This window comes from Runella aurantiaca, assembly GCF_003339505.1.
Taxonomy (GTDB): domain Bacteria; phylum Bacteroidota; class Bacteroidia; order Cytophagales; family Spirosomataceae; genus Runella; species Runella aurantiaca.
This window is the reverse complement of the sequence record NZ_QPIW01000045.1, coordinates 1-15,349: the sequence shown is the minus strand read 5'-3', so window position 1 is coordinate 15,349 and position 15,349 is coordinate 1. Positions and strand designations below refer to the sequence as shown.

The following is a 15,349-nucleotide window of genomic DNA, read 5'->3' as shown; positions in this document are numbered from 1 at the left end:
TATGCAAAATTTACTTTTACTTACCTTCATTTTTGTGTTGTGCGAGCGTTCATGCTTCGCTAATCCGCCTGTTTCCTACTTTACAACTGGCATAGTAGCTATGGACGAAGAGTACGACCGTTATAAAAAACGCGGGGATGATTTTTTTGTTCAGGGGGATTACTCCAATGCGCTCAAACAGTACCGTAACTGCCTTGAAGTGCCCAATTTTGACAATGACCCTTACGCCAAAGGGCGAATTGCATTAGTAACTAAACTGACAAAATTACGAGATGATGCTACTAAATTGCTCAACGATGGAAAAGGTGAAGAAGCTGTTGTTTTGTTGAAACAAATTCTGGACGAAAACCCCAACGACCCAGTTACAAAAGTCACATTGACTGATTATTGGTCTGACGAAGCCACTAAATTATACGCCCAAAAAAACTATATTGAAGCTAAAAAACGCTACCAAGAAGCCTTACAATATGCTGTTAAACCCGATTTAATTCGGGTACAGATTCAAAATTGTGATGATTTTATTAAAGTGCAACAAAAACCAGAACCACCTGTTCAAGTCGTACAAGATAAGGCTAAAGAAGAACTCCCTGCTCCAATTAAATCTTCTGTAACTACTTCAAAACCAATACAAAAGAAGCAAGAGGTGGTTGCTGAACCTAAAAAAGAAGAGAACAAGAAAGCAACTGCGCCTGCAATAACTTTGAAGCCAACGCCTACCCCCAAGCGACGTATTGTTCCAAAAATTTTGACAGCAGTAATAGGTTTAGGTGCTGGTGGTTATGCGTACCTGCTCAACAGCCAATACCAAACCAAACTCAATAACCTAAGCAGTATTTCTCAAACGACCGATCCTGACGGCGACAACGTAATTTTGAATCAATCTGCGTTTAATCAATGGGAAACTTCTTATAAGGACGTCAAAAGTTTTCAAAGCAATAAAACAACTATGAATGCTTGTCTGGGAGTGGCAGGTGCAGCAGTTGTTGCAGAAATTATCCTTTTTGCTTTGCCTAAACCTAAAAAACAAACGGGCTTCCATTTTCATCCTACCACTAAAAATGTAGGGCTGGCCTTACAATATCGTTTTTAAGCATGCAAAAGGCACTATTTTATTTGTTCTTGCTAATTTTGACGGGCTGCAAATGGGCAGACCCCACGCTCAAAACGCTTAAAAACTGCCAAAAGCCAACCGCGATAACCGCCACTCCTAATGCGGCCAATCCCAGGCAATATACCTTTGTTCTGACTGGTACAACTACTGACCTATCTTTTCCCGTTACTTGGAAACAAGGTACAACTACACTGGGAACCAGTACTACTGCTACTTTTGGCTATACCTTTGGAGCAGATGGGAACAATATTATTACTGCCGAGATGACAACGGTATGTGGAGAGAAAGTGACGCTTACGATTAATGCCACAATAAAGACCTGTACACTGCCTACTGATATCAACATCACGGCCAATGCACTTGATTTTAAAAATTTGCTATTTACGCTTGTTACAGATACTCCCGCCGATGTAAAAGTAATAATATGGAAATTAAGAGCTGGGAATAATTTACTAGTTGAAAAATCATTAAGTATCGCAGAACCTTTTATACATACAGTTCCTACTGGAGGTGACTATATTGTTACTGCAGAGATTACAACTATTTGTAACGAACGAAAAATATTGAGCAAAGATGTGACCGTAAAGTTATGCGCAGTGCCAACTAAAATAGTAAACAATAGCAACACTAATAACATATACACCTACTCATTAGCTACAACCGCACCGTCTGACATCAGAATCGTGACTTGGAAGGTGTTAAACGGGAGTAATACCTTGGCGCAAGAACAACTTACGGGAATTAGTCCATTTATTTATACTTTTACCACGACTGGCAATTATACAATAACGGCAGATGTAGAGACAGTTTGTAATGAGAAAATAACCTTCAGTTTGAATTCAAATGTACAAGTTCAAGTAGTGACAGAAATTTGGGATAGAACATTTGGAGGAAACGACCGTGATGAGCCGTATGCTGGGATAGTACCTGCTTCTGGTGGCGGTTATTTGATTGGGGGATTTTCAAAATCGAATGTATCGGGTGATAAATCTGAAAATGGGAGAGGAAATGAGGATTTCTGGGTTGTAAAAATAAATTCTAACGGCACAAAGCAATGGGATAAAACCTATGGTGGAATAGGTGTCGATGTGATGACGAGCATTGTTGCGACTTCAGATGGTGGATTTTTGTTGGGCGGGTATTCAAATTCGGATGCCTCCAGAGAAAAATCAGAAAATAGTTACGGGAGTTTTGACTACTGGTTAGTTAAAATTGATGCTAATGGTCAAAAACAATGGGACAAAACACTTGGGGGTGGAGCAGATGATATTTTGACAGGGCTTGGCCTTGCCCCAGATGGAGGATTTGTCTTGGGAGGAAGTTCAAGTTCAAATAGTTCAGGCCTGAAATCAGAAAACAATAGAGGGATTTCGGATTATTGGGCAGTAAAAATTAGTGCCACTGGTCAAAAACAATGGGATAGAACATTTGGGGGTACAGGTTCCCAGTCGATGACAACACTAGCTATTGTTTCAGATGGGGGCATTTTGCTTGGAGGATGGTCTACTTCTAATGTGTCGGGAGATAAATCAGAAAATAGTCGGGGAGGTTGGGATTATTGGATAGTTAAACTTAGTGGCAATGGTCAAAAACAATGGGATAGAACATTTGGGGGAGGGCAAGATGATATTTTAGAAGTAATATTACCTACTACCGACAATGGATTTTTATTAGGAGGGACTTCACCTTCAAACAACTCTGGTGATAAATCAGAGCCGAATAGGGGGGGGGCTGATTATTGGCTTGTAAAAATCAATGCTAATGGACAAAAATCAGTGGACAAAACATTTGGTGGTGCGGGTATAGATGAAATGTGCTCTATTATAGCTACTTCTGAGGGTGGTTTTTTACTTTCGGGAAGTTCAACGTCTAATTCCTTTGGCGAAAAATCAGAAAATAGTCGTGGCAGTAAAGATTTTTGGATTTTAAAGATAAATTCAAATTTTGAAAAACAATGGGATAAAACTTTTGGAGGTATGGGTGATGATAATAGACCAAAGATTATACCAACCTTTGAGGGAGGGTTTATTTTAGGGGGATATTCTGATTCCAACACCTCTGGGGAAAAATCAGAAAGCAGCCGTGGTAGTCGCGATTATTGGATATTAAAGATGAAGTAATCAATTGGTTCTTAAAATCTTTTTAGCTTGTTGACAATATAAATGCTGCGGATTATTGGCAATGCGTTTAAGCTGGGTTTGGGCTTTGCTTATTTGCCCTTTCTTTAGATAAACCAATGCTACATACCACTCCGCTTTCTGGCGGGTACTGCGTGTAGGGGCAGATTTAGAAAGGTTTTGTAGAGATTCAAAAGGCAAAGACTTGTATTGAACGTCGGTCATCTCTTGCTCCGCGAGTGCCATAAATTGATGCTTATTTTGGCGTGTATTATAATTCCATCCCCACCAGGTGACTCCTAATGCTACTATAATAGAAGCTGCAGCGCTCCAAGTTTTCCACTGTATTTTGCCCCTAAATACAGTTTTTGTTTGTGGCAATTGCTCGGTTTGTGTACGTTTTTTTGCGTTGAGAAGTTGTTTCTCAATAGCCAGCGCTCGAAGCCCTAAGCGAAGTTTTTGCTGAGTTTCAACTTCTAATTGCAACGAAGTATCTATTTGTAGGGCAGCTTCAAAGCTACGCCTGTCTGCTTCTGAAAGCCGATTTTGAAGGTATGCTTCTATACGTTCGAATTGAGCGACATTCATTTCTTTATTTGTGTCAGTTGCAGGTAAATTTTTTTGAGTTTCTCGGTGCAATCGTAGCGTTTTTGCTTGGTCGAGGATTCTTTGATGCCCAACTTTTCGGCAATCTCGCGCAACGAAATATCATCTATGTAAAACCACTCAATTAATTGGCGGCAGTCGCCTTTAAGCTGGTGCAATGCCGCACGTACTTGGGCAATTAACTCTCCGAGTTCGAGGTCCTTTTGTAAATCGGTGTCATTTGCGGGGTCATATAGAGTGAGGGTAGTTGCGCGAGTTGTCAAACGGCTCGAAGCTAATTCATTGAGCCAAATTTTTTTACAATAATCAAATACAACTGTTGTAATTTTAGTACTTACTTGGAACTGATATTTACCTGTTTCGAGGTTTAATAAGAAATTGAGCAAACCTTTCTGAAATGCATCTTCGGCGTCCATTTCAGAGCCATTATTACGTCCGACCCAATGCCTAAAAGTGCTAAAGAGCTCGCAATACAGATAGTCATAAGCCCATTCTTTTCGCGACACCAAGGCTTCGTAGAGTTCAAATTGTGTAAAATTTGTAGAATATTTGGTGGGCATGGATTGAAGAACATTTGTGCCGCCAAACATACGTAAAGTTTGTTTTAATCAAAAAGGGTTGTTACTCGATCGTTTGGGTACGTACGTTTTCCTGCCGTTTTCGTTTATATAATACTGTCCACCGCGTGACCCTGTCTGGATGGTTTGACCTTGACCGTAATTGAGTGCCTCTGACGAGTAATCTTGAGCTCGTGTACCCGATTGGAGCGTATAGGGATTGGTATTACCTTGAGTAGAAAAATTATCTATGTTAGTTGCGTTAGACTCGGTTTTGTAATGACCTTGTACATAAGTACCGTTGCTCCTTTGGTATCCTTCCTGATATTTGACGTTGGGATTGGTACCATAAGGGTTGTTAATACTACTCGAAGAGCGAATTGTGCGTTGGGTGCTGTAAGGATTATACAACGACTGGGCGAACGATGTAATTGACACCAAAATTGTCAGAAGGAGCGGAAGAAGGATTTTGTTCATCGGAATAGTTTGTTTTAGATTAATTTCCCTCTTTAATCAAAACATACAGAAAAAGGTAAGTCAATAATTTTAAAAAAGATTTGGATATTTGAATTGGCGCCAAAATGAGTATTCCAGTAAGAATTTAAATCGCAGGGCTTTATTCAATTTCATCGGAATAATCAACTATGTAAATTCCTATGAAAGAGGTTCATCGTCACATTTGGTGAAAGTTGGGGTTTCCCATCAGAATGACTCTTTTGCGGAGCAGCTCAAAACTCGCCCTTCCATACATTTGACGCTTGATATTTTTGAGCCGGTTCACCTGCCCTTCAACCTGACCATTGCTCCATTCGGAGGTGAAAGCTTGGAAAATGGCTTTAAAATCTTGCCTAATTCCCCTGACAAATCCTTTCAGCGATTCCACTCCTGATTCAAGCGCTTTATTACACCAATCCTGAAGCTGATCCCCTTGCTTTGCCTTCATGAGTTGCCTGAATTCTAAAGCAATTTCTCTGACGGCTTTAATGAGCGGGTTTTCATCCAAAAGTTTCCTTAAAAATTCAATAGGCATATAATCTTCCCAATCATTCTGATACATCCCTAACCAAATACTCAATTGTTTGGAAGAATAGTAGGCTGCTTTTACCGACGTCGGCAGTGGTTCCAAGACCGATTTGGGATACTTTCTTACCATGTTATAGACTGTAGCTTGAGAATAGGTGAATCCTTTATCGCTAATTTCTTCATACAATGCTTTGGCCGACTGCTGCCCTTGCTGCCAACGCTGTTGCAGATACGCCTCAAAATCAAGAATATTACTTCGTTTACGAGAAGCTTTAGGGACAAACTCTATCCGATTCCAATATTTTGCCACCGTCCTGCGAGACATTTTTAGAGTAGTTGCTATCTTTCTAATACTATATCCCTTCGATTGTAATTCTTTGACTTTCACAAAGTTATCCTGATACTTTCTGACAAAAACAGGTTTTTGCAGTTGAGATTCTATAGGAGGAGTTTCCGACATGCCAGCAGTAATCCCCTCATTAACAGACTTTTGCTGCTGCTGTTGGCTTAATTTGAGCGCTGTTTCTTTAATTTCTACCCGTTGAGTATCTAAAAATCGCTCAACAGTTTCCGAGAGGTTTTTCAGAATATGCCATCGGTCGGCAATCTGTTCTGCCTGTGGGCAAGCTTCTGTAATGGCAGCGGCGTACGTATTTGAACGATCCCGGCTGACAATTTCAATGCTTGGATGCTCTAAAAGCCATGTAGATAAGGTCTTGACTTCTCGATCAGGCAATAAATCAATCACTCGATGTGTTTCCAAATCTACGATAACGGTCCCATACTTGCGCCCCTTTTTAAAGGCATAATCATCAACGCCAATTATTTTTGGTGCAGTTATAGAAGGCATAATGCATTTTTTGATAAGTCTTAGAACAGTAGAAGCACTTACCTTAACGGAGAAATGCCGGGCTTGACGGGTAGAAGGATTCCCTCCTGATTCCAGTCCTATACCTGTAAGTACGTGATTTAAGCGCTCGAATCGACGGGCATAACTGGCTAAACCGGTGACAAATCTTTCAGTAAATATCTTGCGCTGGCAGTTGGTATTTTTACAAAAATATTTCCTGACCTGAAGGTGTAATTGAACTCTTCGGCCACCAGAGGGCAAATCATGGATGATTCGATGATAGCAACTATGAATTTTGTGGCTCAGATGCCCGCAAACAGGACAGCAGGTAGAAGCAGCAGTGCTTATCACCTGCAAATCAATCCTGTCGGGGTAAAGTTCGTAATCAAGTAGTTCTAAGTCGAGGTTGGAAGGCAAAAGGAAGGGAGAGTCCATTCTTCAAAATTACAGCCTACACCCCGACTTTCACCAAATGTGACGATGAACCACTTTCATAGGAATTTACAGAAGGCAAAAGAAAGGGAGAGTCCATTCTTCAAAATTACAACCCAAACCCCAACTTTCACCAAATGTGACGATGAACCATTTTCACGCCATTTTACAGAACAGTATATTTTATACATAAATGACCTGTATTTTGGCGGATTCATGTATACCCTGACCCTGGTTGGTATCGGGCTCATTTTCTACGCGGCGGTGCAGTTTTTTAGTTAGGGTGATGCAGTAGGATGTTAGATAGTATAAGTTTTTTATCTTCCGTTTGAATATATAGGTCCAATTTTTCAAATTAAACTCCTTAAACGCCGGAGGCTGCCTTTTTCAGACAGCCTCCTGTTTAAAGCACGTATCACAAGTCCCTATTGCCGACTCACCCGTACAACGCCCTGCCGACCAACTGCATCATGGGCCCGGATCAGGTAAAGGCCGACGGGCTGGGTCTGCAGATCGAAGTCCAGCGCATGGCTACCCGGTAGCAGGTAGGCAGCCTTTTGCTGGATCGGACGGCCAATCAGGTCTACCACCTCAAAATGCACCTCGCCCTCGGTGGCTGTCTCTACCAGTAGCTGCACCCGCCCCCGAGTGGGGTTGGGAGATGCCTGCATTTGCAGTTGGAACATGACAGGCTGTGCCTCGGGCTCAACTCCGATCCGTGCATTGGGATTATCTGAAATACATCCACCCAGGATATCGCCATGAGCCAGATGTTGCGCCAAGACATTAGCCGCTACGCATAGTTCCTTGCCTTTGTGACAAACTAAAAACTTATCGTTGTTTTTTCCACATCGTGGATCAAAGACATTTATTTCTAAGCTGTACCTGTCCAGACAATTGCCCTGCTCGATTATGAGCAAGGCGGTATAGGTACCTACGGCGGGATAGGTGTGGCTGATATTTCCCTTGGTAGTATAATCTATAATACGATCACCGTCCACATCCCAGGCATAGGTAGCACTCTGAGTCACGTTGGTGGAAGCGTCAGTAAAGATGGTGGGATTTCCCAGATAAGCCGTAGTAGCGGTAAAAGAGGCTATGGGATCGGTGCAGATATCAGTATCTAGTTTGACTACCCAATAGTCTCTCCCTCCTTTTGAGTCTTCGCTCTTATCTCCGCTGATATTTGAGTCGGAGGTCCCCCCCAGGATGTAGCCCCCGTCGGAGGTCTGACGAATGGAACGTAAATTATCACTACCACTTCCGCCGATGGTTTTATCCCATTGTTTAGAGCCACCCGTGCTTATTTTGACTACCCACTGGTCATTTCTCCCGCCTTTTGGGTTTTCACTTTTGTCCCCTCCGGCGTTAGAGGGCGAATCTCCCCCCAGGATGTAGCCCCCGTCGGTGGTCTCATTCAGGGAATTTAACACATCATCATTACCCCCGCCCAGGGTCTTATCCCAAAGAAAACCATTATCATCCATCTTGACTACCCAATAGTCTCTCCCACCTCTTGAGCTTTCGTTCTTTTCGCCGCTGAGGTCTGAGTTGGAGAATCCTCCCAGCAAATAGCCTCCGTCAGTTGTCCGAATCAAAGAAGTTAAAAAATCTTCCTTATTCCCTCCCAAGGTTCTATCCCACAGCAAGCTGCCATCACCATTTATATTGACCACCCAGTAATCAATATCGCCTCTGGAATCCTCGCTCTTATCCGCCCCGGCATTGGAGTTGGAGTATCCTCCCAAAATATAGGTTGCATGGAAACCCAGCTGTATCGAAGTTAAGTTATCATCACCACTCCCACCAAATGATTTATTCCACTGCTGGTTGCCATTCCCATCCAGTTTGACGACCCAGAAGTCAATTCCTCCCCTGGAAGCTTCGCTTTTATTGCCGCTGGCGCCAGAGGCAGAGTATCCCCCCAGGATATAGCCCCCGTCCGCTGTCTGAAGTAAAGAAGTTAAATAATCCATCTCGGTTCCCCCGAAGGTTTTATCCCACTGTTTAGTGCCATCCGAGCTCAGTTTGACGACCCAATAGTCAATATCGCCCCTGGAATTCTCACTCTTTTCTCCGTCGGCGATAGAGGACGAATACCCGCCCAGAATATACCCCCCGTCAGAAGTCTGCTGCACGGAAGTGAGTAAATCTTCACTACTCCCTCCCAGGGTTTTGTCCCATTGCTTGCTGCCATTGGCATTAATCTTTACTACCCAGAAGTCATTTCCTCCTCTGGAATTTTCGCTCTTGTCTCCACTGACATCAGAGCTTGAGGACCCTCCCAAGATGTAGCCTCCGTCTGAGGTCGACTTTAAAGAATAGAGCTGATCAGAATTACTCCCTCCCAGGGTTTTGTCCCACAGCTTAGCCGGCTGGGATGGCGGATTAGTCGGCTGGGCTATCAGATTTGTGAGGGATAGGTAATACCCTATTATACAACAAAGAAAGCTAATTCCTGTTTTTAGCAGAAGTTTGGGGCGAGTGTTTCTGTTAGGTTCTGAGGTAAACATTTTTTTCATTTGTGTTGAATGGTTAGTTAAGGGTGATGTTTATTTGCAGGGACTGCTTTGACCTTTTCTTACTTGTACAGCGAAAAACTATACTGCCATGGCAGGAAACGGGGTAGGATATCTGAGGATTGAGAATCAGAAATAGAGAATTAATTGATGCGTTGTGTGTGGAGATATAGAATACAGAAAAAGATTTAAATCATCCCTAAAAACAGGCAGGTATTGTAAAACAGAAAATGCGGTATAGGTTAAAAGAGTGATCATAGAGGCACTGATAAAATGTTGAGCAATTCCTGACCTGAACCAGGAAATTATATTAAGTCCCAGCCTCCTCGGACATCACTTATGCACTGTAGTAAGTATTTTAGTCACTTGTTATTAAGCGATAGTCCGCTAAGAATCAAGCAGGCTTATCATTTTGTCGCCCATTGGTCTTAAAAAGTCCATAAATTCATTGTCCCATTTTTCCCATCCCGGAGAAAATTTATTCCATGAGGCTTTTTGTTGTTCTCTGATTTCCTGAAGTTGTTGTTCCATAAGGTTGAAGTTTTAGGTTACACAATTGTGGATAAGAGGCTCTATACCAGTCAGCTAGATTAACAGATACTTTTTTTTGCAATTCTCACACTCGTATTGTTCGGGCTTTATGAGCCCGAAAGAAACCAGTCTGATACAATGAGACAGAAGCATTCTCTTTTTGGTAATCACAAGATTCCCGCCGCAATCGGTACAGCGAATACCGAAAATGGTTCGGTTAATGATGATTTTATCCATGAATAAGAGTGCCATACCTTTGTACAAAACTGGACTGTTGGCCGGCACTTTCAAAAAAATTGGGACGAATATGGCAGTTTAGGGATGAATGACCGGGAGTTGGTGAAGTAAAAAAATGATCAATACTTGCTTTCTCCCAAAAACAGATAGTAGAAACTATCCCGACGATTTGGGATTTTCCGGGGTCTAACAGAGTACCTTATCGGATGGTGGATTGTCAGGATTCCTTAATTCCGAGAGCATTCAGGAGATTTTCCCTGTGCGATTTTCCTATGGGAACTTTTACACCTCCTACCATTACCTCCGTAGGAAATATATCCTCAATCAGACTGATGTTAACGGAATATCTTCGATGGATTCGAATGAATGCATTGGGGTCAAGGTTTTCTATAAAATCATTCAAAGTTGCGCGTACCATCACTTTCTTTTCCGATTTTAGATGTAGGGTAACATAGTTGGCATCGCTTTGGAGAAATAATAGATCATGTAAAAATATTTTCCTAAAAACATAGCCATCCTTTACGAACATAAAATCTTTTGTACGGTAGGAAGTGGCTTGTTCAGTCCTGACATTCGTGTGATTGCTGGTGAAGTTACTGAATGCGATTTCGATAGCGGCAAAGAGTTCCTCCTTAGTAAAGGGCTTCACAATATAGGCATGTGGCTTCACTTTCTTGGCCCGGTCAATGGTATCGATATCGCTGTTTGCAGTTAGAAATATAAACGGAATCCCGTACAATTCATTCAGCCTTTGAGCTACATCTATGCCATCTTTTTTACCAGAAAGCTGTATGTCGAGTAATAAAAGGTCAGGGGAATGCCGATCCAGCATTTCCATTGCCTCGGTATAATTTATGGCCGGACCGCAGTGCGAGTAACCCAACTCATCGAGGGTGCTCAAAATCGTCCGGGCTATTATAAGTTCATCTTCTACAATTCCTATTTTCAACACTTTCATAGGTTTTAATCAAGGTTTTTGCGGACATCGCGGTTGGTGAAATTAATAGTAAAAAATGCACCGTTTTTGTTTTCGTAGTTGACACTACCCCCAATTTGGCGGCTCAGATCATAGATCAATTGGATGCCAAGGGTTTGAGTTTGGGCTATATCAAAATCTGCTGGCAAACCGGGGCCTGTATCGCTATAATGCAACCGGTATTTTCCCTCTGAAATAGCATGAACGCTAAGAGTTATTTCGCCAGAAATTCCTTCTTTGAATGCATACTTGAAGGAATTTGACAATAATTCATTCATAATTAATCCTAGCGGAACGGCAGTATCTATGTCCAAATTGATATCTGGTACATTGATATTGATGGCTACCTGATTTTGCATTTGAAAAACACCTTCTATTTGCCGATACAAATCCTGAACAAATCGTTTTAGTTGAATAGTACTCAGGTCTTCAAACTGGTATAGATTCTGGTGTATCAGGGCAATGCTTCTAACCCGATTGCGGCCTTCTCGAAGTGCATCCTTTGCTGTTTCATCAGTTAGCACTTTGCTTTGCAACTCCAAAAGCCCTGAAATTACCTGTAAATTATTCTTAACCCTATGATGGATCTCTTTCATAAGTACGTCTTTTTCAGTAATCAAAGCGGACTGTTCAATCAGGGATTTCTTTAATTGGGTCGTCCTTTCATGTACAGTTTGCTCAAGTATTCTCTTGTCCACCGCAATTTGTTTGATTCGAAAAGAAATTAACAGGTATACCCCCAATCCAAATAGCAAGATTGCTACCAATATAAACCACCACTGGAAGTAAAAAGGCCTCAAAACAGTCAGTGGTATACGTAACTCACTTTTGCTCCATACCCCTTCGCGGTTTTGTGCTTTTATATGGAGAATTAATTTACCATAAGGCAATCCACTGATCCGAATTGAGCTTTCATCGGTGTAAGTCCAATCGGTATCCAATCCCTCGATTTTGTAACTGTATCGATGCACCTGGTCCTCTTCAAAATCAAGCAGTTGAAATTCGAGTGTAAAGATTTTATCATTTGGATTCAGGGTGATTTTGTTGGTCTTCAATAATTCGGTCGTTTTATCAACCATTTCGTTTCGAGAACTCACAAACTGGTTAAAAGCGATAATACGGAGAGGAACATCAAGTGAATTGGTATCAGCAATAAAATCAGCTGGGTAAAAGCCATTAACTCCGTCTATTCCACCAAAAAATAATCTCCCATCCCTGGCTTTGAATGAAGAGGTCCTGTTAAATTCATTATTAGAAATACCATCCTTGGTAGTATAGGTAGTTATTGAATAGGGCGTCAGACGGAAACGGATAAGTCCGTAGTCTGAACTAATCCACAGGTTTTCGGCTCCATCTGGTTCAATCCGGTACAATACATCGGAAGGAAAACCCGCAGTAATATTGAATTGCCGCAATGAATTGGAATGTCTATCCCATCGGAATAATCCCTCTCCATTGGTAGCCAGCCAAAAAAAACCTTTGGTGTCCAGATAGGCATCAAATAAACTTAGCCCTTCTATTTGAGGGGATTGATAGCGTGCGGCAGTCCAAGTTGTATTTTTTAGGGTTAATTGATACAACCCATTTTCTGCTACAGCCCAAAGAATACCGTCATTACTTTTTATAAAACGGTACACAAATTTTGCTTCGGGAGTATTTTTAAACACATACCGAAGTGAATCAAATCGGCTGGTATTGGAATTGAATACCATGAATCCGTTTGTTCTACCCAACAACAATAGGCTATCATTTAATGAAAAAAGAGACCAAATCTCAGAACCTTGTCCATCGGGATAGGCCGAAATTCTATTTTTCACCTCATCATACCGAAACAGGTTATAACCACCACAATACATCGTCCCATTATGCTGTATGAGTGCATATTTTATTTCTTCATTGGCTTCGGCTACATACTGCATTTTACCCTTTTGTTGGCCAAATGTATACGTCCATATATTTGCCGACACCCTACCTGTTTCATTCGCGTATATTCCCCTGGCTTGACTATTGGTTTGTATGGATTGTTGTTTGGCGGTAAAATAGTGTTCAAATCTGTTCCTTTCTACCCTCAATTGCACTACGCCAGTAGAAGTACAAAGCCATAGGTTTCCAAGATTGTCAGGAAAGCATTGGTAGATGGATAAGTTTTCGAAAGCCTTTATTTCTGAATTAGAAACTACTTTCAAAAAGGTATTTTCATTCCACAGATAAAGGGCATCCGATGGAATATAAAAGATGCAGAATGAGCCATCCATCGAAGCAGCAGACTGATACCAGTAATGCCCTTTTAAACTATCTGTTTTGAATCCTTTAACAGTGGTGGGAAACTCACTTTTTCCCAAGTGTGAGACCATTCCAACTGTATATGAATCCGGTTCTGCAGAAGTGTTATAGGTAATTAACAGATCATCTTCCCGGTTAAAGCCAGTAGGTAGCGACCTTATGGCATCTATTTGAGTAAAGGCAATTACAGTATCTTTCGACACTAAATATTGGGTAGACTGGTTAAATATTTTCAGTAGTGCCTTCCCTTTGGCGAAAAAACATAAGGGGCCGGTGCTGCGGAAATCTAAATTGGGAAGAGAATTTGGTTTCCCCCAATCTTTAATTTCAAATCGTAATCTGAAGCCATTTTGTGTAGAATATTTCCAAAGCCGAAAAGGGTTGGCTGTCAAAAAATTTATTTCATCAGTGCCATCATTCGATATCCAGTAAACATCCTGCTCCTTGAAAGGTAGTTTTGGAAATGCTGCGGTGAGGGTTTTTACTTCCTTCGTATCCGCATTCATCACATCTACTTTACCGTTGGTGGTAAGCTGAAATCCTGTACTACCATATTCAATAAACAGGTTGTTGGCATCATCTTTGGCCAGTTGTACGACTTTATTTTCCTGGAGATTATTTCGTTGCCTGGTAAACAGCAAACAATTTTTACCATCGTAGCGGTTAAGCCCATTGCGGGTACCAAACCATAAGAAGCCGGCACTATCCTGGACCCCACAAAATACTTCGTGAGATGCCAACCCATCACCAACTGTAAGTAATTTTTTTGTGATGGTATACTCCGGGTTTTTGGTTACGGATCCATTTTGTCCCAGCACCTGATAATTGACTAGTACTACTGCCAGTATCAATATGCCATAATATAGATGCTTGTGGGTCATCGCAAATTAATTTTAGGAGTGACCATCAAAGTACAGATTTTATACACTTTAAATGCTTATTCAAATTAGAACACTACGTTTTAAGAATATTTTAACTCGTTTTAATTATATTTTAATTAGGAATAATCATAAACACCATTTATATTTGTTTCACTTCTTCTTCAAGAAGATTTTCAAACATGAAAATGAACGAAAATAATAAGGAAGAAAAGTCTCAAGATCCCTGTTTCCGAAAATTCGAAAGAAAATCGCCGAGCAGGGATTTTTTGTGTCCTTCTGGCCGCTTATTTAATGTCAGGGAGACTAAGCAAAAATAAGCCTCTGATGATTGACTGCGTTTATTTGCTTACTTCCCCTTTCTGATACGCGCTGATCTTTACCCCCCGCAGTCGCAGATATTTATACAGCGTCATTTTGGAAATACCCACGGTTTTGGCAATTTCATCGACGCCCAATTTTTCCTCTTTATAATACATCTCCGCCAACATCGCTTTTTTCTGTGCCTCCGCCGAAAGCCCGCTGCGTCGTCCGCCCTTTCGGCCCCGGGCGCGGGCCGCTTCTAATCCAGCTTTGGTTCGCTCCCGAATCAGGTCTCTTTCAAACTCGGCCAGTGATGCAAAGATATTCAGTACCAATCGCCCCTGCGGCGTGGTGGTATCAATCGAGTCCGTTAGGCTCCTCAGTCCCACTCCGCGTTTCTCAAATTCAGCCACCAGCTCCAACAGATTTTTAAGAGACCTTCCAAGCCGATCCAGCTTATAAATACAAATCACATCTCCTTTCCGAAGTTGACTCATCATCTTCTCCAATTCAGGACGGTCGGCTTTTATACCGGAAGCTTTTTCCTGAAAGATCATTTCACAACCCGCTTTGGTGAGGGCATCCCACTGCAATTCTAAATTTTGGTCTTTAGTTGAGACTCTGGCGTAACCGATCAGCACTTGTATAGGTTTAATTAATGATTCTTAAAGTTAATTATACTTTGATTGCTATACAAGTTTTATTGACGAAAACGGTTGATTATTGACAATTTTCAGGAGTTAATCCGTAGAGGTAAAAAAGTTTGATTAAACCCGCGTTTTCTTGTACTCTCAATACAGTGTGTATTGTCCTAAAATTAGTTGACCGTTTTTAGTTAATCCTGAAATATGTTTACCGTTTTCTTCTTAGTCCGAATTTAATCTATTTTTTCTCTTTCCGTTTAGAAGGATCGTAATAGTTTTTCC

General features: G+C 41.4%; 11 protein-coding genes. 2 read left to right on the top strand and 9 right to left on the bottom strand.

Going from position 1 to position 15,349, the window contains the following annotated elements; genetic code table 11:
- Position 1 precedes the first annotated feature (1 nt).
- Positions 2-1,090 carry a tetratricopeptide repeat protein gene (locus DVG78_RS29010; protein WP_147277202.1) on the top strand — a complete coding sequence of 363 codons (1,089 nt, stop codon included), beginning with the start codon at positions 2-4 and terminating at the stop codon, positions 1,088-1,090.
- 2 nt (positions 1,091-1,092) lie between these two features.
- Positions 1,093-3,231: a hypothetical protein gene (locus DVG78_RS29005; protein WP_114464515.1), complete on the top strand. Its 2,139-nt coding sequence runs from the start codon at positions 1,093-1,095 to the stop codon at positions 3,229-3,231.
- On the opposite strand, the gene DVG78_RS29000 is transcribed toward DVG78_RS29005, so the two are convergent.
- The 9 genes from DVG78_RS29000 to DVG78_RS28955 form a co-directional block, all read right to left on the bottom strand.
- On the bottom strand, positions 3,232-3,867 hold the full coding sequence (locus tag DVG78_RS29000) for an anti-sigma factor family protein (RefSeq protein WP_147277201.1): 636 nt from the start codon (positions 3,865-3,867) through the stop codon (positions 3,232-3,234).
- The gene (locus tag DVG78_RS28995; RefSeq protein ID WP_229598348.1) at positions 3,813-4,424 is read right to left on the bottom strand and encodes an RNA polymerase sigma factor; all 612 of its coding nucleotides are present in this window, start codon (positions 4,422-4,424) and stop codon (positions 3,813-3,815) included. Before DVG78_RS28995 ends, DVG78_RS29000 begins: the two co-directional genes overlap by 55 nt.
- 18 nt (positions 4,425-4,442) lie before the next feature.
- A complete protein-coding gene (locus DVG78_RS28990; RefSeq protein ID WP_114464513.1) occupies positions 4,443-4,868 on the bottom strand; it encodes a hypothetical protein in 426 nt (141 codons plus the stop codon).
- Between the two features lie 196 nt (positions 4,869-5,064).
- Entirely contained in the window at positions 5,065-6,699 is a 1,635-nt protein-coding gene (locus DVG78_RS28985; protein WP_114464512.1) for an ISL3 family transposase, read from the bottom strand.
- 422 nt (positions 6,700-7,121) lie between these two features.
- A complete protein-coding gene (locus DVG78_RS28975; protein ID WP_114464510.1) occupies positions 7,122-9,218 on the bottom strand; it encodes a PKD domain-containing protein in 2,097 nt (698 codons plus the stop codon).
- 384 nt (positions 9,219-9,602) lie between these two features.
- On the bottom strand, positions 9,603-9,746 hold the full coding sequence (locus DVG78_RS28970; RefSeq protein WP_199563314.1) for a hypothetical protein: 144 nt from the start codon (positions 9,744-9,746) through the stop codon (positions 9,603-9,605).
- Positions 9,747-10,200: 454 nt separating this feature from the next.
- The gene (locus DVG78_RS28965) at positions 10,201-10,941 is read right to left on the bottom strand and encodes a LytR/AlgR family response regulator transcription factor (protein ID WP_114464509.1); all 741 of its coding nucleotides are present in this window, start codon (positions 10,939-10,941) and stop codon (positions 10,201-10,203) included.
- Positions 10,942-10,946: 5 nt separating this feature from the next.
- Entirely contained in the window at positions 10,947-14,123 is a 3,177-nt protein-coding gene (locus tag DVG78_RS28960; protein WP_114464508.1) for a histidine kinase dimerization/phosphoacceptor domain -containing protein, read from the bottom strand.
- A gap of 338 nt (positions 14,124-14,461) precedes the next feature.
- A complete protein-coding gene (locus DVG78_RS28955; RefSeq protein WP_114070542.1) occupies positions 14,462-15,064 on the bottom strand; it encodes a recombinase family protein in 603 nt (200 codons plus the stop codon).
- Positions 15,065-15,349 lie beyond the last annotated feature (285 nt).